Annotated in this window: 18 protein-coding genes; 11 read left to right on the top strand and 7 right to left on the bottom strand. The window is 40.3% G+C overall.

Going from position 1 to position 22,669, the window contains the following annotated elements; all coding sequences use genetic code 11:
• The first annotated feature begins 11 nt into the window (after window positions 1-11).
• The 3 genes from ON073_RS14695 (at window position 12) to ON073_RS14685 (ending at window position 4,368) form a co-directional block, all read left to right on the top strand.
• Complete coding sequence (locus ON073_RS14695; RefSeq protein ID WP_274762631.1) at window positions 12-1,736, top strand: sodium:solute symporter family protein; 1,725 nt, start codon at window positions 12-14, stop codon at window positions 1,734-1,736.
• Window positions 1,737-1,891: 155 nt separating this feature from the next.
• A complete protein-coding gene (locus ON073_RS14690; protein WP_274762630.1) occupies window positions 1,892-3,730 on the top strand; it encodes a DUF294 nucleotidyltransferase-like domain-containing protein in 1,839 nt (612 codons plus the stop codon).
• Window positions 3,730-4,368: an exonuclease domain-containing protein gene (locus ON073_RS14685; RefSeq protein WP_274762629.1), complete on the top strand. Its 639-nt coding sequence runs from the start codon at window positions 3,730-3,732 to the stop codon at window positions 4,366-4,368. Before ON073_RS14690 ends, ON073_RS14685 begins: the two co-directional genes overlap by 1 nt.
• A gap of 28 nt (window positions 4,369-4,396) precedes the next feature.
• Here the strand turns inward: ON073_RS14685 and ON073_RS14680 are convergent, their stop codons facing one another.
• Window positions 4,397-5,581: a diguanylate cyclase domain-containing protein gene (locus ON073_RS14680; RefSeq protein WP_274762628.1), complete on the bottom strand. Its 1,185-nt coding sequence runs from the start codon at window positions 5,579-5,581 to the stop codon at window positions 4,397-4,399.
• 159 nt (window positions 5,582-5,740) lie between these two features.
• Between ON073_RS14680 and ON073_RS14675 the strand changes: the two genes are divergently transcribed.
• From ON073_RS14675 to ON073_RS14660, 4 genes are all read left to right on the top strand, one after another.
• Window positions 5,741-6,688, top strand: coding sequence for a homoserine O-succinyltransferase (locus ON073_RS14675; protein WP_274762636.1), 948 nt, complete (start codon window positions 5,741-5,743; stop codon window positions 6,686-6,688).
• On the top strand, window positions 6,678-7,733 hold the full coding sequence (locus tag ON073_RS14670) for a homocysteine S-methyltransferase family protein (protein WP_274762627.1): 1,056 nt from the start codon (window positions 6,678-6,680) through the stop codon (window positions 7,731-7,733). Before ON073_RS14675 ends, ON073_RS14670 begins: the two co-directional genes overlap by 11 nt.
• Window positions 7,734-7,741: 8 nt before the next feature.
• On the top strand, window positions 7,742-10,357 hold the full coding sequence (gene metH / locus ON073_RS14665) for a methionine synthase (protein ID WP_274762626.1): 2,616 nt from the start codon (window positions 7,742-7,744) through the stop codon (window positions 10,355-10,357).
• Between the two features lie 197 nt (window positions 10,358-10,554).
• Entirely contained in the window at window positions 10,555-11,643 is a 1,089-nt protein-coding gene (locus tag ON073_RS14660) for an ABC transporter substrate-binding protein (RefSeq protein ID WP_274762625.1), read from the top strand.
• On the opposite strand, the gene ON073_RS14655 is transcribed toward ON073_RS14660, so the two are convergent.
• Window positions 11,640-12,599 carry a hypothetical protein gene (locus ON073_RS14655; protein ID WP_274762624.1) on the bottom strand — a complete coding sequence of 320 codons (960 nt, stop codon included), beginning with the start codon at window positions 12,597-12,599 and terminating at the stop codon, window positions 11,640-11,642. The two genes, ON073_RS14660 and ON073_RS14655, sit on opposite strands and share 4 nt — an antisense overlap.
• A 322-nt stretch (window positions 12,600-12,921) precedes the next feature.
• On the opposite strand from ON073_RS14655, the gene ON073_RS14650 reads away from it, so the two are divergent.
• Both ON073_RS14650 and ON073_RS14645 read left to right on the top strand, forming a co-directional pair.
• The gene (locus tag ON073_RS14650; protein WP_274762623.1) at window positions 12,922-15,795 is read left to right on the top strand and encodes a M16 family metallopeptidase; all 2,874 of its coding nucleotides are present in this window, start codon (window positions 12,922-12,924) and stop codon (window positions 15,793-15,795) included.
• Between the two features lie 347 nt (window positions 15,796-16,142).
• Entirely contained in the window at window positions 16,143-16,523 is a 381-nt protein-coding gene (locus tag ON073_RS14645) for a hypothetical protein (protein WP_274762622.1), read from the top strand.
• A 13-nt stretch (window positions 16,524-16,536) separates the two neighbouring features.
• Here ON073_RS14645 and ON073_RS14640 read toward each other — a convergent pair whose 3' ends face one another.
• Together ON073_RS14640 and ON073_RS14635 are read right to left on the bottom strand one after the other, a co-directional pair.
• The gene (locus ON073_RS14640) at window positions 16,537-17,010 is read right to left on the bottom strand and encodes an OsmC family protein (RefSeq protein ID WP_274762621.1); all 474 of its coding nucleotides are present in this window, start codon (window positions 17,008-17,010) and stop codon (window positions 16,537-16,539) included.
• A gap of 28 nt (window positions 17,011-17,038) precedes the next feature.
• Entirely contained in the window at window positions 17,039-18,226 is a 1,188-nt protein-coding gene (locus ON073_RS14635; protein ID WP_274762620.1) for an MFS transporter, read from the bottom strand.
• A gap of 175 nt (window positions 18,227-18,401) precedes the next feature.
• On the opposite strand from ON073_RS14635, the gene cysE reads away from it, so the two are divergent.
• Complete coding sequence (cysE, locus tag ON073_RS14630) at window positions 18,402-19,223, top strand: serine O-acetyltransferase (RefSeq protein ID WP_274762619.1); 822 nt, start codon at window positions 18,402-18,404, stop codon at window positions 19,221-19,223.
• On the opposite strand, the gene ON073_RS14625 is transcribed toward cysE, so the two are convergent.
• From ON073_RS14625 to xseA, 3 genes are read right to left on the bottom strand one after another with little or no spacing between them, the layout of a single operon-like run.
• Entirely contained in the window at window positions 19,160-20,011 is an 852-nt protein-coding gene (locus ON073_RS14625; RefSeq protein WP_274762617.1) for a substrate-binding periplasmic protein, read from the bottom strand. The genes cysE and ON073_RS14625 overlap by 64 nt on opposite strands.
• A gap of 55 nt (window positions 20,012-20,066) precedes the next feature.
• On the bottom strand, window positions 20,067-20,543 hold the full coding sequence (locus ON073_RS14620; RefSeq protein WP_274762615.1) for a transcription elongation factor GreAB: 477 nt from the start codon (window positions 20,541-20,543) through the stop codon (window positions 20,067-20,069).
• Complete coding sequence (xseA, locus tag ON073_RS14615) at window positions 20,533-21,885, bottom strand: exodeoxyribonuclease VII large subunit (protein ID WP_274762614.1); 1,353 nt, start codon at window positions 21,883-21,885, stop codon at window positions 20,533-20,535. Before xseA ends, ON073_RS14620 begins: the two co-directional genes overlap by 11 nt.
• Before the next feature lie 131 nt (window positions 21,886-22,016).
• On the opposite strand from xseA, the gene ON073_RS14610 reads away from it, so the two are divergent.
• Window positions 22,017-22,669, top strand: a 653-nt coding sequence (locus ON073_RS14610; protein ID WP_274762613.1) for an IMP dehydrogenase, incomplete at its 3' end; no start/stop codon positions are given.

Raw genomic sequence — 22,669 nt, 5'->3', positions numbered from 1 at the left:
GGAGAATAATAATGGACGTTCAAACGCTAACTTTTATTATCGTAGGTGCAAGTTTTGCAATGTATATTGCCATTGCAATTTGGGCACGTGCGGGATCAACTAAAGAATTCTATGTTGCTGGCGGTGGTGTACCACCTGTAGCAAATGGTATGGCAACTGCGGCTGACTGGATGAGTGCTGCATCATTTATTTCTATGGCGGGTATTATCTCGTTCGTAGGTTACGATGGTGGTGTATACCTCATGGGTTGGACCGGTGGTTATGTACTACTTGCCCTTTGTTTAGCACCATACTTACGTAAATTTGGTAAGTTTACTGTGCCAGATTTCATTGGTGACCGTTATTACTCGCAAACAGCGCGTACGGTAGCGGTTATCTGTGCAATCTTTATCTGCTTTACTTATATTGCAGGCCAAATGCGTGGTGTAGGTGTTGTATTCTCTCGCTTCTTAGAAGTTGATATCGAAACCGGTGTTTACATTGGTATGGTAATCGTATTCTTCTATGCAGTATTAGGTGGTATGAAAGGCATTACTTATACGCAAGTAGCTCAGTACTGTGTACTGGTATTTGCATACCTAGTACCTGCAATTTTCATCTCATTGATGATGACAGGTCACGTACTACCGCAAACAGGTTTTGGTGCAACATTAACTGATGGTTCAGGAATGTATGTACTTGATAAGCTCGATGGACTCAGTGCCGAACTCGGATTTGCCCAATACACCGAAGGGTCTAAATCGATGATCGATGTATTCGCAATTACTGCTGCACTAATGGTAGGTACTGCGGGTCTTCCTCACGTAATCGTTCGCTTCTTCACTGTACCAAAAGTAAAAGACACGCGTATTTCAGCGGCTTGGACATTAGTATTTATCGCAATCGTTTACACTACAGCACCTGCTGTTGCATCATTCGCTCGCGTAAACCTAATTGATACAATTAACGGTAAAGACGGCAGCGGTACAGAATACGCAGAAGCACCAACTTGGGTTAAAAACTGGGAACGTACAGGCTTAATCACATTCAATGATAAGAATGGCGATGGCAAAATGCAGTATTCAGCAGGTAAAATGGAAGATCCTAACAGTGCAAACGAAGTTAAGATTGACCGTGATATCATGGTACTTGCAAACCCAGAGATTGCTGACTTACCAGCTTGGGTAATTGCATTAGTTGCTGCTGGTGGTATTGCTGCGGCACTATCTACAACAGCTGGCTTACTACTGGTTATTTCAACCTCAGTATCACACGATTTACTGAAGCGTACCTTGAAGCCAAATATCAGTGATAAGCAAGAACTGATTGCCGCGCGCCTTGCAGCGATGATCGCAATTACTATCTCAGCTTACTTCGGTATTAATCCGCCTGGATATGTTGCCGCAATTGTAGCATTCGCCTTTGGTTTAGCTGCATCGAGCTTCTTCCCTACGCTGCTAATGGGTATTTTCTCTAAGCGTATGAATAAAGAAGGTGCGATTGCAGGTATGATTTCAGGTATTGTGTTCACCGCTGGTTACATCATTTACTTCAAGTTTGTAAACCCAGGTGCGAACGTTCCTGCAAACTGGTTATTCGGTATCTCACCAGAAGGTATTGGTACAATCGGTATGCTAGTAAACTTTGGTGTTGCTTTCTTAGTATGTAAAGTAACTTCTGAAGCGCCTGAAGAAATTCAGCAAATGGTTGAAGATATTCGTAACCCGAAAGGTTCAAGTGCAGCACATGCTCACTAATCAACCAGCTATTTGAGTTAAATCAAATATAACGCTTAATGCCCGACTATAGTCGGGCTTTTTTTTGCTTAATGCTCTGCTAGAGTCAGAAAACAGCCTAGGTTCTTTTAACCTTTTTCACAGTGATAGGTTGGACACAGTTAAGGAGAGTGATCATGGCATTAGAGCTCAATGAAGTGGGACGTTTTATTAAAGCTCAAGCACCGTTTAATGATCTAGATAGCAGTGCAACAGAATACTTTATAAAAAGTCTAGAGGCGGTTTATTTAACGCCAGAAAACCAAAACCAGTGGTTAAATTCGAGCGCACCATGTTTATTTCTAATTCGTTCAGGACTGTATGATATTTTAGACAGTAGTGGCGAAGTTGTTGCCCGCTTAAGTGAAGGTGACTACTTTGGCTACCCTTCGTTACTTACCGGTGAGCCAATCAGCAATCGTCTAGAAGTGCAAAATGAAGGTATTGTTTATTTGCTTAGCCAAATGCACTGGGATTACCTGCGCGAACACTATAAGGCATTTGCGCAGTACTTTGTGCGAGCCCATGCTAATCGATTATTAAGTGTTAACTACAAAAAACGCAGTGATGATTGGTCAAGTAAACGCATTTGCGAAATTATGAAGCAGGGAGCGGTAACCGCAGATCCAGACACTAAAATTTGTGATGCTGCTAAAACAATGAGCCAGTTTGGTGTGTCGTCATTGATGATCACCGAAAATAGCAAGCTGGTGGGAGTTATCACCGACCGCGATCTTCGTAATCGAGTACTTGCTGAAGGGCGAAGCCCAAATGATATTGTCGCAACGATTATGACGACAAGCCCTAAGCATGTATTTGAGCATAATCGAGTGTTTTCTGCATTTCACTTAATGTTAAAGCAAAATATTCACCATTTACCTGTGCTTGATGAGCAGCACCACCCGATAGGTATGATCACCGCAACCGATTTATTACGCCAACAAAAATCCGACCCAGTGCAGTTAATTGGTCGAATATATAAAGCTGAAAGTGTCGCTGATATTAAACGCTATGCATTAGAAGTTCCTGAGTTATTACGTGGCTTTTCAGATAGGGTGGAAGATACCAGCTTAATTGGTAAATTACTCAGTGGTATTACCGATGCTATGACCACAAGGCTTATTCAATTATTCCAAGAACAAAACGGCAAAGCACCCACACCATTTAGTTGGATCTGTTTTGGCTCTCAAGCGCGAGAAGAGCAAACCCTGCATTCAGATCAAGACAACGGTTTGCTAATGCCTGATAACCTAACTCAATCGCAATTGGAATACTTTAAAGCATTGGGTGAGTTTGTTTGTGATAACCTAATTGCCTGCGGTATTAAAGAATGCCCAGGTGGCATTATGGCAAGCCGCGATAGTTGCCGTATGGGGCTGTCGGGTTGGCTAAATCAGTTTAGTTCATGGATTAAAAGCCCATCACCTCAGGCTATTTTAAATTGTAAGATCTTTTTTGATATACGCTTTGTTGAAGGTTCAGAAAGCCTTTTCGACTCCTTTAGTAAAGGCATTTTAACTACCACTAAAAATCAAATATTTTTTGCGTCTATGGCGACGGATATCAACGCTAACTCTGTTCCTATCGGCTTATTTAACCAGTTTAAATTAGAGAAAAATCAGCAAAAGCACACTTACCTTGATTTAAAAAAACGTGGTGTTGCTATTATTAATGATATTGTTCGCCTTTATGCGCTGCATCATAATATTAATGCGGCCAATACTCTGGAGCGCTTAAGTGCGCTTGCTAAAAAGCAAGATGTGAATAAATCAGATATTTATGATTTAAAAGATTGTTGGCGCTACCTTACTCAACTGCGTTTAAACGTACAGTTGCAACAAAAAGGTTTACCAGCAAACTGCATTGACCCAGAAGATTTAACTTCGCTTGAAAGACACCAACTTAAGGAGGCTTTTTACTTAATTAAACAGGCGCAACAAGCGGCTGCGTTTAAATTTGCCAGAGGAAGTTTGTAATGGGGTTATTTGAATCGTTAAAGCGTTTTTTTGTGTTACCAGATAGAGATGCAGATGTATTAAAAGCGAATTGCTTTAAAACCGATTATTTAGTGATTGATTTAGAGCTAACTGGCCTAAATGCTAAGCAGGATGAAATAGTCTCGATTGCCTGGGTGCCAATCAGTCATCAGCGAATTCAAATAGGGAATTGCCAGCACTTTATAAACAATCAGGTAAGTAATCTCAATCAAAGCCCTGTTTTTCATGGCATTGATAGTGATAGCTTAGCGCAGGGAGTGCCATTAAATGAGGCACTTAAAGCCTTAAATGAACTACTTGATGACAAAATACTTATTTTTCATAATCAAGAATTGGATTGGTCATTTTTGCGTTTGGCATTTAATAAAGCCGGTCTTTTACATAAACCGCTAGCCATACTCGATACCATGCAAATTGAACATAAACGCTTAGCAAGGCAAGGCCAAGTTATTGCACAAGATAGCCTCACTTTAAACAATTGCCGCGAACGTTATCGTTTGCCTGAATACAGCTGTCACAACGCATTAACTGACGCAATGGCAACGGCAGAGTTATTTTTAGCACAAGCAAATCAAATTAGTCGAGGTAAACCTCTGTTAGTAAAGCACTTGATGTAATGAATTAAAAAGAGGCTTTGTAGCAGTCTTAGCTATTTTGATGAAATGTAAATTGTCGTTTTCCATTGGCTTTAGATTGGTAGAGAGCGATATCGGCGTAATGAATTAGGTCGGTAGGAGCAAGGCTATTTAGCACAGTAGATGAAATTCCTATACTCACACCTACGGTGACAGTTTGATTTTCAGAAGAAATCCTATCGCAAACAGCATCAATAATGCGTTGTGAAATGGTACAAACCTCATCGTATGTCATATTTTCATCAAAAATAATAATAAATTCATCCCCCCCAACGCGGGCGGCAAAATCATAAGGGCGGATCATTTTTTGTATTCGATCTGAAACTTCAACTAATACCGCATCGCCAGCAGGGTGACCAAGGTTATCGTTCACTTGTTTAAACCCGTCTAAATCAAGGTACATTAAATAAATGTTTTGTGGATTGCGTAGGTGCTTTGCAGATAATTCATCAATTTTTTTGAAAAGGTATTTGCGATTAGCGAGCTTAGTTAAACTATCGTGTAAAGATTCGTGTTCGAGTTCACTTTGCAGCTCTTTACGATATGTAACTTCCTTTTTGAGCTCGTTTACACTTTGTTCAAGTTGCTCTGTGCGCTTTTTTACTTTTGCTTCTAATTCAAGCTGGTAACTTTGCAGTTTGTTGTTTGCTTTCAACAAAGCTTGCTGCATTCGAAAGGCATCAAGTGCTGAGGAAATAACATGGCTAATAGTAAAAAGCACATCAACGATAGTGCTGTCATACTCATTTTCATTGCGATAAGACTGAATGATAAATGCTCCTAAAAACACATCATGATGCGTTAGAGGGAAGCACAACCACTGTTTTGGCAAACTGCCAAGCATATTCACTGTGCCAGAGTCGATAAGGTTTTGAATATCTCTTTCTTGATAGTTACATACTTTATGCCCAGATAATGCATACGCAGTAAGGGTGTGGCTTAAAGCTTCTTTATCAATACCCTGTAGGGAATCTACATTTATACTGTCTTTTACATCATGAAAGTAAGGGAAGGTAAGGCGCTCATTTTCGTCTTGTAATACGACATAAAAATTATCTGCATAAGTGACTTTTTGTAAAATGCAGTGAATATCCAACAAAAAGTTTTCAATTGAAGCACAACTGTTTAGGCAGGCAACGATGTCTGTCATGCGTTCAATAACATGTTTTTGGTCAATATCTGTATCTGTTAACACGGGTTATATAACCCACTTCAAAAAAATCAGCACTACCTAAACTATAGAAGTTATCTGGCAAATTACAAAAATCATTTGGACATCTAAACATCTGGAGCTTGATATTTCTGGCTATCTGTTCATAATTAGCCAATCTACCACAGTAATAAGGATAAAATGATGCCAATCACAGTGCGAGATCAATTGCCCGCCATTAATACATTAAGGCAAGAAAATGTGTTTGTAATGCCACAAAGCCGTGCGCAAACACAAGAGATCCGCCCAATGCGACTAGCCATTTTAAACTTAATGCCAAATAAGGTGGAGACAGAGGTACAGTTTATTCGCTTATTGGCTAACTCTCCGTTGCAGGTAAATGTGGAGTTGCTGCGTTTAGACACCCACCGTAGTAAAAATACCTCAGAGCAGCACCTTGATATGTTCTATAAGTATTTTTCAGAAGTTAAGAATGAAAACTACGATGCCATGATTGTGACTGGTGCGCCATTGGCACACCTTGAATATAGCGATGTTGGTTACTGGCAAGAATTAAAAGAAATCTTCGATTGGGCGGAGCATCATGTTACCTCTACCTTATTTTCTTGCTGGGCAGCGCATGCTAGTTTGTATCATCATTATGGTTTAAAGCGCACTTTAAAAGCGAAAAAGCTTTGTGGTGTTTTTAAACATCAACGTTATTTTGAACACGCCGCGCTAACGCGTGGTTTTGATGATGAATTTTTAGTGCCGCATTCACGCTACGGCCATATTAATGAGGCCGATATTGCAAACCATAGCCAGTTAGAGGTTATTGCAGGTTCACCCGAAGTCGGCGCATTTTTAATAAAGAATAAATCGGGCTCTCAGGTCTTTTTAACAGGGCACCCTGAATATGATGCTGACACCCTGCAAAAAGAATATTTGCGTGATTTAGAAGGCGACAAAAATGCACCTAAGCCAGAAAATTATTTTCCCGGTGATGATGCTAGCGCTAAACCAAGTAAAACTTGGCAGAGCCACGCCTTTTTATTATTTTCAAATTGGTTAAACTACTATGTTTATCAAACCACGCCATATGATATTAACTTAGTCAGTCAAGACGTAAGGACTAACAACTATGCCGAATAAATCACAGCAGCTAAGCGCTGCATTAAAAACGCGTATTCATATTCTTGATGGTGCAATGGGAACCATGATCCAAAAATACAAGCTGGAAGAAGAAGATTACCGTGGTGAACGCTTTGCAAATTGGCATGTGTTGGTCAAAGGCAATAATGACTTACTTAGCTTAACGCAACCGCAAATTATTGAACAAATTCACCGTGAATACCTTGCGGCAGGCGCTGATATTATTGAAACCAATACCTTTAACGCGACCACCATTTCAATGGAAGACTATGAAATGGCAAGCTTAAGTCGTGAAATCAATCTTGAATCGGCAAAATTGGCGCGCAAAGTGTGTGATGAATTTGAAGCACAAGATCCAACTAAACCGCGCTATGTAGCCGGTGTTCTTGGTCCAACATCAAAAACCTGTTCTATTTCGCCAGATGTAAACGATCCTGGTTTTAGAAACGTTACCTTTGATGCCCTTGTTGAAGCCTACATTGAATCAACGCTGGCATTGATTGAAGGTGGCGCGGATTTAATTCTGATTGAGACTATTTTCGATACGCTTAATTCAAAAGCAGCGGCTTTTGCAGTAGAAGAAGCATTTGAGCGCGCAGGTGTTACTTTACCTGTAATGATTTCAGGCACCATTACTGATGCATCGGGCCGAACTTTATCAGGCCAAACAACTGAGGCATTCTACAATTCTATTCGTCATATTAAGCCTATTTCAATTGGCCTTAACTGTGCCCTTGGGCCTGATTTATTGCGCCAATATGTAGAAGAGTTATCGCGTGTGTGTGAAACCTTTGTATCGGTTCACCCTAATGCAGGCCTACCGAACGAATTTGGTGAATACGATTTAGAAGCGGACGAAATGGCGAAAGAGATTATTGATTGGGCTGAGTCGGGCTTTATTAATATTGTTGGAGGCTGTTGTGGCACCACGCCTGAGCACATTAATGCGATGTATCAAGGCACAAAAAATGTAGCACCGCGCCAATTACCTGAAATTGAAGTGCGCATGCGCTTAGCTGGCCTTGAAGCCTGTAATTTAAACTAGGAGCAAACATGACAAGCAGTACAGCAGTATTTACCAATGTTGGTGAACGTACCAATGTTACGGGTTCAGCCCGTTTTAAACGTTTAATCCTAGAAGAAGATTACGAAACCGCACTCGAAGTTGCCCGTGAGCAAGTAGAGAACGGCGCGCAAATTATTGATATCAACATGGATGAAGCCATGTTGGATTCAAAAGCGGCAATGGTTCGCTTTTTAAATCTAATTGCGTCAGAGCCAGATATCTCTCGTGTACCAATTATGGTCGACTCATCGAAGTGGGATGTAATTGAAGCAGGCTTAAAATGCATTCAAGGTAAGGCAATTGTTAACTCAATTTCACTTAAAGAAGGTGAAGAGCCGTTTATAAAGCAAGCTAAAATCATTAAGCGTTTTGGTGCAGCTGCCGTAGTGATGGCGTTTGATGAAACAGGGCAAGCCGAAACGGCCGACCGTAAGTTTGAAATCTGTCAGCGCTCGTACCGTATTTTAGTAGACCAATTAGGTTTTCCGCCGGAAGACATTATTTTCGACCCGAATATTTTTGCGGTAGCTACGGGTATTGAAGAGCACGACAACTACGCCGTTGAATTTATTGAAGGTACGCGCCGCATTAAACAAAACTTACCGCACTGTAAAGTGTCGGGCGGTGTTTCTAACGTATCTTTCTCATTCCGCGGCAATAACCCGGTGCGTGAAGCCATTCACTCAGTGTTTTTATATCACGCGATTAAAGCGGGTATGGACATGGGTATCGTAAATGCCGGTCAGCTTGCAGTTTACGATGATATTCCAAAAGAGCTACGTGATGCAGTTGAAGACGTAGTATTAAATACTGACCCTGAAGCCGGTGAGCGCTTAGTTGAACTTGCGCCTAAATACTCAGGGCAAGGTGTTGAGGCGAAAAAAGAAGATTTAGAATGGCGCAGCTGGCCTGTTGCTAAACGTTTAGAGCATGCTCTTGTTAAAGGTATTACCGAATTTATTGACGAAGATACCGAAGAGGCACGCCAGCAAGCGGACAAACCAATTCAGGTAATTGAAGGTCCATTAATGGACGGTATGAACGTCGTCGGCGACTTGTTTGGTGCTGGTAAAATGTTCTTACCGCAGGTTGTTAAATCGGCGCGTGTAATGAAGCGTGCGGTTGCTTATCTTGATCCGTTTATTGAAGCGGAAAAAGAAGAAGGCGCAACCAACGGTAAAATCTTAATGGCTACCGTGAAAGGTGATGTACATGATATTGGTAAAAACATTGTAGGTGTTGTACTGCAATGTAATAACTATGAAGTGATCGACCTTGGGGTAATGGTTCCTGCGGAAACCATTTTACGCACAGCGATTGAAGAGAAGGTCGATATTATTGGTCTTTCTGGCCTGATTACGCCATCGCTTGATGAAATGGTCCATGTGGCAAAAGAAATGACACGCCAAGGGTTTGATATTCCTCTATTAATTGGCGGTGCAACCACATCAAAAGCGCATACTGCGGTAAAAATTGAACCGGAATATGACAAAGGTGTGGTGTATGTTAATAACGCTTCGCGTGCGGTTGGTGTGGCGTCAAGTTTGTTAAGCAAAACGCAAAAGCCGGAGTTTTTAGCAAAAACGACGGCTGAGTATGAAAAAGTACGCGAGCAACAAGCGCGTAAACGCCCACGCTCTAAACCAATAACACTTGAAGCAGCTCGCGCTAACAGTGCACCTATCGACTTCAAAAACTACACGCCTCCGGTGCCGAAACAACTTGGTGTGACAGAGTTTAAAGATGTTTCGATTGAGACACTGCGTGAGTATATCGACTGGACGCCATTTTTTATGACGTGGTCGCTTGCTGGTAAATACCCGCGCATTTTAGAAGATGAAATTGTTGGCGAAGAGGCAAAGCAACTGTTTAAAGACGCTAACGACATGCTGGATGATTTAGCATCATCAAAAAAACTGCAACCGTTAGGCGTAATGGGTATCTTCCCAGCTAACCGTATCGAAGATGATATTGAAATATACAGCGATGAATCGCGCAGTGATGTGCTTGTAACAAGTTGTCAGTTACGTCAGCAAACCGAGAAGAAGGATTTCCCGAATTACTGTTTAGCTGATTATATTGCACCAAAAGGTACGCCGGATTATTTTGGTGCATTTGCGGTAACCGGTGGGTTAGAAGAGGATGATTTAGCGGATGTATTTGAGCAGCAGCAAGACGACTATAACAAGATTATGGTAAAAGCAGTTGCTGACCGTTTAGCGGAAGCCTTTGCTGAATATCTGCATGAGCGCGTGCGTAAAGAAATCTGGGGTTTTGCTGCCGATGAAAACTTATCGAACGATGAGCTTATTCGCGAAAATTACCAAGGTATTCGTCCGGCTCCAGGTTATCCTGCATGCCCAGAGCATACTGAAAAACAAAAAATTTGGCAGTTACTTGATGTTGAAAATCGTATTGGTATGAAGTTGACTAGCTCTTATGCAATGTGGCCGGGCGCTGCGGTTTCGGGTTGGTATTTTTCTCACCCAGATTCGAAATATTTCGCTGTTGCTCAAATTCAGCAAGATCAGCTTGAAGATTATGCTAAACGTCAAGGTATGAGTCTTGAAGACGCAGAGCGTTGGCTTGGGCCAAATCTATAATCTCAAAAAAAGGGAGATACCTTCTCCCTTTTCTATTTACAATCACATTTTTAGCTAACTGTTTAGCTTATAAAAAACATGGTTTTAGCAAAACCATAATATAAACCCTTTCTTTATATTGTTTTTTTATCTTTTAATTCGCTTTTGCGGTTATTTTTGATAATACTTTATTAAAGATTATGTGAGTTTTCGGGCAAATGATAAAAGCGCTTAACTACCTTGTATTATTGGTAATTTTTTTCTCAAGTTCAGTGCGCGCTGAGCTCGATATTTTATTTGTAAACCCGTCCATTCCTAACGAACCTTTTTGGCAAAGTGTTGAAGAGATTACCCAATCAGCCGCATTACAACTTGGCACCAAATTAGATGTGATTTATGGCGGAGGCAATCGCATTGTGCAATTGGCTGCACTTAAGAGTTATTTGGCAAAAAATAAAAAGCCAAACTACGCCATTGTGCTTAACTATCCTGGCGGCTCCCATGCATTAATGTCTCTTTTAGAAGAAGAGCAAATTAAGTTTGTCACTTTAGAGCAAACAATTTTTGGTGAAGAGCGCGATAAAATTGGTTTAGCAGGTGAAAAGTATAAATATTGGTTAGGTGAAATCTATTTTGATAATCATGATGCGGGAAAGCAATTAGCCCAATCACTTGCGTTATTAAAGCAAGACTTACTACCAAATAAAGAAACCCAAGTCGTTGCTATTAATGGTCATTATGGCAGTGAATCAAAGGCAAGATTTAATGGCATGCGTGAATACTTTGAAAGTAATCAAGGTATTGTTTATCAGGCTGTACACGCCGGTTGGTCTGAAGAAGTCGCTTTTAAGCAAACCAAAGCACTCTTAGCACGCTTTCCTGAGGTAAATATTATTTGGGCGGCATCTGATCTAATGGCGCTAGGTGCCAGCGAAGCAGCGGTAGAGTCGGGTAGAACTCCAAACAAAGATATTTTTATTGGAGGGTTTGATTGGATACCACGTGCTTTAAAAGCAGTTGAAAAGCAATCTATCAGTGCATCTATTGGTGGGCATAAAGTTATGGGGGCGTGGGCGCTTATAAGCCTTTTACTTTATGACAATGGCCAGGATATTTTTGCAAAACAACGTAATAAAAAACTGACCTTTAATTTAGACGTGATAACAAAGGATAATGTTGCTCATTTTCAAAAACAAAAAGCGACTATAAACTGGGCCGATTATGATTTTAAAGGGCTTAAAGAAAAAGTGGCTATACGCCACTCTATCGCTGGGCTAAGCCCGTTAAATCCTAACGAGCTCAATTAACTCGCAAGTTGTTTTTCAGCTAAGTTCAATTCCATCGTTGCTTTTAATAAGCGGTAAAGATTAATTGACGCATCAATTTCTTCTTTACGATTGGTTAAACTTTCAATATTTAAACCTAGTGGCACATCTAAATGAGCACAGCTTTGTAAAATAAGGTTTAGATTTTCACGGCAAATGCGCACTGATTCATTAAGTGATTGCTCAGAATCTAAAATACGCCACTTCGTTGCCTCCGGCACAGAAATACCAAGCCACTGCATAAACTCTAATGTTTTCTCACTACCGCACGGTGTAAAGGTTAATATGATACGGTTTGGCGTTAGGCCTTGTTGCTTGCAACTGCGGGCATAGCTAGTAATTAAGTCGATTGTTGCCTGCGCATCATATACCGCTTGCGAGATAAAATATTCACAACCTTGCGCTGTTTTTTCTAATAAACGTTCATGTTCATTGCGTTTTGATGCATGACGTTCTGCAATAGTAACACCACCTAAGAAAAACTTATTTTGATGCTCACGTAATGCGTTATACGCGTTTGGTAAGCTTAATTTAATTTCACCTTCCGATGATGGGCTGCCAACTAGAACTAAGTTGTTCAAAGAGTATTTTTCTTTAGTTTCTGTTAGCCATGCATTAAATTCTTCAACACCGCGCTGGGCAACACTTTTATAGGTGATGACATCCAACTGTGATAAGTCGCTAAGTAATAAGCTGTATTCACGTGGATCTACAGTGTGTTTAAATGGAAAAGGGCGTGGTACGCTGGTACGGCTACTTTCATCTTGAATGTCGTAAATTACTAGTCCGTCATACTCAATTTCATGTAAACGACCTAATAACTTATTGGCAATTTCTGTTACTTTATCTTTTTCAGTACCCATTTTTGGTGGCGTAGTACCAATTAAATAAACGCCTTGTGTTGGGTCTTGAATTTTCTGTTGTAAAGATAAAGCCATTGTTCCGTACCATTAATAATTTCGATACAGTAACTATAGCAGCCTTTTAGACGTCTAAATAGCTAAAATTTGAAATTGCGACTGAAAATTTTTGTAATTAAAGTTGAGATAAATTCATGTTGTGAAGGTTTTAGGCTTCAGCACTGAAATCTGAATTCTTCATTCTGAGCTTTGATTCCTTAACGCTTCATTCTGAAACTTAATGTTGCAAAACATTTACACCCATTTACCGCAATTGCTCGCTTAACATCGCGAACATCGCCATAATTACCCAGTTTAGAAAAAATTCTATAGAAAAATAATCCAAACCAAGGGAAACAGTATGAAACTTAAATTGGTTGCGGCAAGTGTAGCAATTGCACTATCACTTGCTGGTTGTAATAGCACAACATCATCAAACAATACACAAGCAGAGACGTCAGTAAAAGCTGAAAACAAAGTATTTGCACAAGATTACGTGTTAGAAGAGCTTGATAACGGTCTTCGCGTTATGGTGGTTAAAACAGATTACCCAGATGTAGTCTCACTGCAAATTCCAGTATCAGTAGGTTCACGTAACGAAGTTGAAGCTGGTAAAACAGGTTTTGCGCACTTCTTTGAACATATGATGTTTAAAGGCTCTGAGAAATTCCCGCAAGATGTTTACTCAGATATTCTTAAAAATTCAGGTGTAGATAACCGCGCTTACACTACAAACGATTACACCAACTACCACCTTAATTTCTCAAAACAGCATTTAGAAACAGTGCTAGAAATTAAAGGCGATATCTTCCAAAACCTTAAATACACGGAATCGCAATTTAGAACTGAAGCGCTGACAGTTAAAGGCGAGTACCTTAAAAACAATGCTAATCCAATTCGTCAGCTATTAAGTGCAGTGCGTAATGAAGCGTTTGAAAAGCATACTTACAAGCACACCACTATGGGATTTTTTGAAGACATCGAAAAAATGCCAGATCAAATGGCATACGGTGAAGAGTTCTTTGAAAAGTTTTATAAGCCTGAATATGTATCGCTCATTATTACCGGTGATGTAGACCCGAACGATACCATTGAACTGGTTAAAAAGCATTGGGGTAACTGGCAGCGTGGCGATTATGTTGCTGATATTCCAGTAGAGCCAAAGCAAACAGCGGCAAAATACCTTCATAAAGAAAGCGAAGGTTTACCGGGCCACTGGTTACTTGTTTCTTACAAAGGCCCTGCGTGGCAGCCAACAGAAAAAGACCGTGCTGCGGTAGATTTAATCTCGCAATTATATTTTTCAAATAACTCAGCGCTTTACCAAGAGTTAGTTGTTGAGAAACAGCTTGCTAGTCAAATGTTTACTTACAACCCAGAAACTAAAGATCCGGGTTTATTGCACGTATTTGTAAAGGTTGAAAAAGAAGAAGATTTAGCAAAAGCACGCGATGCGATTAATCGTACTTATGCAAAAGCGCGTACTGAGTTAGTCGATGCTGATAAGCTTGCTAACTTAAAATCTAATCTAAAATACAGCTTTGTTAATGGCTTAGATTCATCGCAAGCAATTGCTTCAACTCTTGCAAGCTACATGCATTTTGAGCGTGACCCAGAAGTTATTAATCAGCTTTACGCGACGGCTGATAGCATCTCTGCAGAAGATATTCGTGAGATTGCTAATAAGTACTTTATCGATTCGGGGCGTACAACTGTGACTATGTCGGCACTTAAATCGGTTAAAGGTTTTGAGCAAGAGGTTGACTTAAACGGTGTTGTTGCCGAAATGAGTAAGCCACAAGGTGATGCTAAATTTTCTGTACTTGATATGCGTAGCAGCTCACCGCTAGTTGATGTAAACCTATTATTCTACACGGGTGCAGCAGCAGATCCTGAGGGTAAAAAAGGCCTTGCAGCAATCACAGCTAATATGATTGCACGCGGTGGCTCTGAGTCGCGCTCTTACAAAGAAATTCAAAAAGCGCTTTACCCAATTGCTGGTAGCTTTGGCGTGCAAATTGATAAAGAAATGGTGTCATTCCGTGGCCGTGTTAATAAAGACAAGGTAGACGAGTGGTACAAAATTGTTAGTGACCAACTACTTAACCCAGGTTGGCGTGAAGATGACTTTAAGCGTTTAAAGAAAGAACAGCTTGATGGCATCAAAGCAGGCCTAAAAGCATCTAATGATGAAGAGCTTGGCAAAGAAGTGTTATACAGCAAGCTTTACCAAGGTCACGCTTATGAAAGTTACAACTATGGCGATATTTCTGATTTAGAAGCACTCACACTTGAAGATTTAAAAGCATTTTATAAAGCTGAATTTACGCAAGCTAAATTAAATGTCGGTATCTCAGGCGCAATGTCAGATGCAGCAAAAGCAAGACTGCTTAAAGACTTAAGCACGCTTCCTGAAGGCAGTGAAAAGCGTTTAACAGTTGCTGATGCGCCTAAGTTAGAAGGTCGTCATGCAACCATCGTAGAAAAACCAGCTAAATCAACAGCGGTTAGCTTTGGTTTCCCGATTGATACGATTCGTAGCGATAAAGATTGGGCGGCACTTTGGTTAATGCGTTCTTACTTTGGTGAGCACCGTAACTCAAACAGCTTCTTGTATCAGCGCATTCGTCAAATTCGTGGTATGAACTATGGTGACTACGCGTATATTGAGTACTTCCCGCGTGGTATGTACCAAACTAAACCAGATGCTAACTTAGGCCGTTCTGAGCAGATTTTCCAAATTTGGTTGCGTCCACTTCGCTCTAACAATGATGCGCACTTTGCAACACGTGTTGCCCAGTACGAGCTTGATAAGCTAATTGAAAATGGCATGAGCAAAGAAGATTTCGAATCAACTCGTAACTTCTTAACTAACTTTGTGCCGCAAATGGTTGCAAGCCAAGATCGCCAGCTAGGTTATGCACTTGATAGTAAGTTCTACAATACCGATGAGTTTGTTGCGTATGTGCGTAAGCAGCTTGCGAGCTTAACTGTTGAAGATGTAAATCGTGTTATTCGTGACAACCTGCAAAATAAAAACATTCATTATGTGTTTATTACCGGTGATGCAAAAGACATGAAAGCACGCTTAGCAAACGAAACGGTTTCTCCGCTTAAATACAATGCTGAAAAACCAAAATCACTTACTGATGAAGATAAGGTAATTGAAAGCTACAAGCTAGCTATCGATAAAGCCAACATTGAAGTGATGGATGTGAAAGACGTATTTAAATAAGCTAGCTATCGATAAAGCCAACATTGAAGTGATGGATGTGAAAGACGTATTTAAATAAGCGTTTTTAAAGCAATAAAAAGCCCGCCAATTGGCGGGCTTTTTTCATCTAGATAAATTATTTAAAGCGCATAGAAATGTGTTTTTGACCACAAACCAAAGCTTATGGCTGTTACTAAATATATCAACAGGGATATACTGGCCTTAACTTCCATTTGCATAGCACCACGCTGTTAAAAGCTCTATCAGCATCTGTTATTTAAAAAATGCGCTGGATTATTAAGCACTTCAATGAAATAATTCGCACCTTACGATGGAAATGTCATCGTCAAAATTAAAAGGACTCAATAATGTTTAAGAAAATTGCGCTGATCGCTGCTGTTACTCTCTCTCTTGCTGCTTGTAAAACTATTCCTGTTCGTGATTATGATCACCAAATAGCCTCATCAGCAAATAAGCCGCTTACTAAAAAAGATGTTGAAAAAGCAATTATTAGCGCGTGTCAGCAACGTGGCTGGATGTGTAAAGCGACTAGCGAAGGCACGATTGCAGGTTTGCTTGATGTAAGAAAGCATCAGGTTAAAATTGATATCGTATATGATGAAAAATCGTATAGCCTTAAATACAAAGATTCAATGAATATGAAGTATGATGGTGACTCAATTCATAAAAAATACGGCCAATGGATGAATAACCTTAGCCGTTCAATTGATAATCAACTATTTTACTAATTATCGACGGGCGTTAGCTTGTCTTCTGGCTTTCTATCGTAATTTCAAAATTAACTGAACACGCTAGGAAGCAGGCTTCATGAGCTTGGTGGTGTAAATCCTCCAAGCTTTTTTTATGCGCAATCGATTGCTCAGCTAATATCACCTCAGGTTTTAACGTCAAACCGGTAATACATAGTTTTCCATTATCATTTTTAGCAAGCTCACCAATTGCGTTATCAGAGTAACGTTCAATCACAATGCCTTTATCGGCAGCAAAATGTAAGAAAAACAACATATGGCAACTTGCGAGCGAGGCAATAAAGGCTTCTTCAGGATCGACAAAATCGGGATTTGAAAAAGGCGAAGGCACTATCATTGGGGATGGCGATGCAGGCATTGAAAAACCGCCATCAAAATGCCACTGGTGAACACGGTTGTAACGTCCATCGATAAACACTTCGTTAGGTGCTTTTTGCCATTCAATATGAGCACTGTATTGTGACATCACTTTTCTCCATGTTATTTGAAACTACTTAACATTCACCAATAGTAGGTTTAGACATTAATTGGTGCTTTTGTTTGATTTTATAAACCGTTAACCACGTAATTGTGATAAGTAAAATCGGCAAGGTAGCAAGGTTTAACGTTTGCCAACCCACAGTGGCTTCTAACCAACCTGCGCTTAATGCCGAAAGTGTTACCATGCTAAACACTAAAAACTCGTTAGTCGCTTGGGCTTTAGCTCGTTCATGGGGTAAATAAGTTTGGCTGACCATTTGTGTCGCGCTGATAAACATAAAATTCCAACCTACGCCTAATAAAAACAGTGCTGCTAAAAAGTGCCAATGGCTTAAACCAAGTAAATTTACTAAGCAGCAGAGCGCTATCAATACTATTCCAGCATACATCATGGTGACTTGGCCAAAACGTTCTATTAATTTGCCGCTAAAAAATGACGGTAAAAACATGCCCAATACGTGCCATTCAATCACTAATGCAGATTCTGCTAAGTCAAAGCCATGGCGATGCATTGCCAGTGGCGTTGCCGTCATCAATAAGTTCATAACCGTGTAACTCACCATGGCAATAAACACCGCGGTCATAAATTTAGGTGAAGTGGCGATGGTTTTTAATGATCTGCTTTCTCCACTATTTTGTGTCTGTGACACTTCATTAAATTTAACGAGCTGCAACAGTAGCAGTGCGATGGAATATAAAAATGCGAGTGCAATAAATGCATTAGCATAATTGAGCGTAGGATAGTGATGGTTTACCCAAACGGCTAAATTAGGGCCAAGTATTGCAGCTACCACACCACTTGCCATTACGGTTGAGATTGCCACAGCTGGTTTGTCGCTTGCTTCAATGGCAGCAAAGCGATAAAGCGTGGCAAAGCCAATACCAATACCGATTAAAAACGTGGCAAAACTAAATAGCCAAAACTCGCTTTGCATCAAACTAAAATAACCAAGCACAGCACCGCAAATACCTATGCTATTACCAAGGCTAAATCCAAGTTTACGGCCTGTTTTGGCCATAATTAATGATGCAGGGATCGTGGTCACTAAAAGCCCCAACATTTGCATGGCAACGGGAAAAGTAATAAATGTGGTACTCGGGCTTAGCGCTTTTCCAACAAGAGCTGAGATGGTCACAAGCAAAATATTACCGGTTGTGATAAGTCCTTGGCAAAAGGCTAAAAGTACAACATTTTTGTTCATATTTAGAGGCTGCGTTTGGTTATGAAGGGGACTATTTCTAGCACACATTTATCTAAAGGCAAATAAATCAGTCTAACAACTTATCTTTAATTACTTACTCAAGTTAACAAAAAGCGTTAAACTCGTTTAAAATTAAGCTATACAGCTAAAAGTAGTTAAAGTGATTGGTGTTGTTATGCGTCATACAATTTGGCAAGAATTACGTAAAGAAGCAGAAGCCTTAGTAAGAAAAGAGCCGTTATTGGCAAGTCACGTTTATTCGTGTGTACTTAATCATGAGTGCCTAGGGTCTGCATTAAGCTTTATTGTCGCTAATAAATTATCTGATGCAGTAGTTTCAGCTTTCACTTTCCGTGAATTATTTGATCAGGCATTTGTTAATTGCGACACCATGCTTGATCATGTTGCGCATGATATAAAAGCGGTTCGAGACAGAGACCCTGCGGTTGATAACTACCTAACAGTGCTTTTGAACTTAAAAGGTTTTCAGTCAATTCAGGTACATCGTTTAGCACACTGCTTATGGCGTCAAGACCGAAAAGAACTCGCACAATTTATCCAAAGTCGTAATTCAGAGGTGTTTGGTGTAGATATTCACCCTGCATGTAAGGTTGGTAAAGGCATCATGTTTGACCATGCAACGGGTATTGTTGTAGGTGAAACCGCAATCATTGAAGACAATGTTTCTATTTTACAAGGCGTAACTTTAGGTGGTACGGGTAACGAGCAGGGCGACCGTCACCCGAAAATTCGCCACGGTGTTATGATTGGCGCAGGCGCCAAGGTACTGGGTAATATTGATGTTGGGGAAGGTGCTAAAATTGGCGCAGGCTCTGTTGTAGTGGCTGATGTAGCAGAGCACACTACTGTTGTGGGTGTGCCTGCGAAAGTGGTTGGTAAGCCAACCACAGAGTGCCCTGCGGAAACTATGGATCAGTGTTTTGTTTCAGATATGTCTGATGAAGCAGTGTGCTCGCTATCGAGCGCTGCACTGTAATACTGCTTTTCTAATTTCGCAATTTCTCCATTTTCAGACAGCGCATTAATTGCTTTAGCAAATGCGCTGGCCTTTGAACGCTCATCCATTTTATAAGGTAAATTATCGATTGAAGTGGCTTTATCCGCTTGGTAGTTTTCGTTTGCTATTGCATTGAAATGCTTTGATTTCTTTGAAAACCCTAAATACATCGGTTTTGCGTCAAAACAGCATTCATGAATTTTTACTTGTGCTTTAGGGTTGTTTGCTAAGTAATAGGTTATTGATGCCTTGTTGTGGATAAAAAAGTCGGCTTGCTTTTTCTCAAGCACTTTAACTGCATCACTGATACTTAAATCTTGTCCATGACGTACTAAAATATCTTGTTGTTCAACTTCTAACTTTCTACCACCATAGGGCTTCAGCAACACCTTATTGTTTAAATCATTGAGCGATTTTACGTCGGGTATATCCTTATGTGTCAGTATGACACTATGGCTGGTTAAGCCATTTTCAAAAAAATAAACATCGTTACTGCGTTCTAAACTAAACCCGAAACCTGGGTAGAAATCGACATGCCCTTCTTTGAGCAATTTGATTATCCGTTTTTTCGGGGCTCTTTTAACTTTCAATGAACAGTTAATGTTTTCTGCTGCGCGTTGAAAAATTGCTTTGTAAAGTCCGTTATCTGAGGGGATGGCATCTATTAAAGGTAAGCGTGCACTGGTGCGGTAACCCATAATAATTTCACAGCTAAAGGCAAGGCTGCTACTGCACATTAAGAAAAACAAAAAAAATAAGCGATACATCAGGTTACACTTAAATACTAATATTTATTAATAAAAGCACATTCTGATTTTATACTCAAATAAGTTCGTAAATTTCGTACTCTTTAGCTAACCAATCAAAACGAATTTCATCACCAACAAATTGCTTTAACAGCTTTTTGGCAATTGGTGCACTCGGTGTCACAATTTGGCACACGACATCACCTAGCACTACTTTATTACCGCCGGCGACAGGTAAAATAAACACCCATAATGGCGCATCAGCTTGGCAATCAATGAGGTGAACAAGGTGACCGAGCTTTACTTGCTCGTGTTGATTTGGAAACTGCGTTTCTTTAAGTGCTTGAATTTCTTGCCTAAGTGATTCAATGCGTTTACTTTGCCCTTCAGCAAGGTATGCCATCTCTATGCCTAAACTGTCGTATTGCGTTTCAGCCTTACTTTGCTCATGTGTGGCATCTTGGTGCGCATTTTTTGCTGATTGCACTGCGATATTTAAGCTATTTTCAAGTTGTAAAATAAGCGTACCAACCACTTGTTGTTTATTTATCATTGCGTTTTGACACCTGTGTCACAGTGCTTTGGATATGGCCATCGGCAAACTGAGTGGCCAAGTTATCGCCTTCAGAAATGTGGGCTACTGAGTTAACCACTTTGGAGTCTTTTTGTGTCATTGAATAACCGCGCGCTAATACTGCAAGTGGGCTGGTGGCATTTAATTTTGCCGCCAATACCGCAAGTTGTTTTTCAGAAAACTCTAATTGCTTGGCTTGGCTTGAATGTAATCGTGTCACTAGATTTTGCAGCGATTGTGATGCATAAGTAAGTTTGGTTTGAGGCGTTGCTTTTTCTAATCTTGCTTTTAATGCGTGCTGCGCATATTTAGCGGATTCAAGTTGGCGGTTTATGCTGTTTAGCAAGCGAATCTCGAGTTCATCTCGTAATTGTGCTTGTTGGTTTAAACGATTAGTTGGGTGGTAGCGTAATAGACGCTGCTCAAGTACTTGGTAATTGTGTGATGCAACTTGCAGGTGTTTTCTCATATGTTGATTTAATTGGCTTTGCAGTACATCAATATGCTGAGTTAAATGATTTTTATCTGGGCTAACAATTTCAGCTGCTTGCGATGGCGTTGCTGCACGTAAGTCCGCAACATAATCAGAAATAGTTGTATCAATTTCATGACCAACAGCACTCACTACAGGAATATGTGAGTTGAAAATAGCGCGTGCAAGCATTTCGTGGTTAAAGCACCATAAATCTTCCATTGAGCCGCCACCTCGGCCAATAATAATGACATCCACTTCGTTTCGCTGATTAGCAAGCTGTAATTGTTCAATTAGCTGTAGATGCGCTTCATTTCCTTGCACTAGCGCAGGGTAAATTACCACCTCTAGTTGGGGGGCACGTTTTTCCAGTACCGTAAGGATATCTTTTATGGCAGCGCCAGTAGGGGAAGTAATGACACCTAAACGGCGAATGTTATTGGGAAGCGGCTTTTTAAATTCACTGGCAAATAAACCTTCGCCTGCGAGTTGCATTTTAAGCGCGTCAAACTGTTGTTTTAACTGACCTTCACCAGCAGGCTCGATGTGCTCCACAATAAGCTGATAATCACCGCGAGGTTCGTAAAGTGATACGCGAGCACGCACCAGTACTTGGTCGCCATTTTTTGGTTTAAAAGTGGCACTTCTATTATTACCACGCCACATAGCTGCGCGAATTTGTGCGTTATCGTCTTTTAAACTGAAATACCAATGACCAGAACTAGGGGAAATAAAGTTCGATATCTCCCCTATGAGTTGCAAAGAAAAGAAATTTTGTTCGAGTAAGTAGCGTATCTCTTTATTGAGCAAGGAAACGGTATAAACTTTTTGTATCTGATTTTGCAACATAACAGTATGATTTAGCGCTGAATGGAAAATATTCTACCACAAAACATTAAATTTTATTTTACTAGAATGAAATTCGCTGATAAAATCCACCCGCAACTCCCTACACCCACAGATATCATGAGAAGTTGCAAATGCTTAGGATCGCTAAAGAAGCTTTAACCTTTGATGACGTACTATTAGTACCAGGCCACTCAACTGTATTACCACATACAGCTAACCTTAAAACTCGTCTAACGAAAACAATTGAACTAAATCTGCCAATCGTTTCTGCATCTATGGATACAGTTACTGAAGCACGTTTAGCGATTGCGTTAGCGCAAGAAGGTGGTCTTGGTTTCATTCACAAGAACATGACAATTGCAGAGCAAGCTGCCAATGTACGTAAAGTTAAAACGTATGAGGCGGGCATTGTTTCTCACCCAGTTACTGTTACTGCAGACCTGACAATTGCCGGTGCACTTCAATTAGCACACGATAAAGGTTTCTCAGGTTTCCCTGTTGTTGATACTGAAAACAACCTAGTTGGTATTGTAACGAGCCGCGATATGCGTTTTGAAACAAAGCTAGACCAACCTGTTTCTACAGTAATGACTAAGAAAGAGCAGCTGGTAACAGTAAAAGAAGGCGCAGATCGTGAAACGATTCTAGGCCTAATGCATGAGCACCGTATCGAAAAAATCTTAGTTGTTAATGATGACTTTAAACTTAAAGGCATGATTACTGTTAAGGATTACCAAAAAGCACAAGATAAACCAAATGCATGTAAAGACGAGCAAGGTCGTTT

Source organism: Pseudoalteromonas sp. G4, assembly GCF_028875915.1.
GTDB lineage: Bacteria > Pseudomonadota > Gammaproteobacteria > Enterobacterales > Alteromonadaceae > Pseudoalteromonas.
This window is presented reverse-complemented; position numbering and strand designations above follow the sequence as displayed.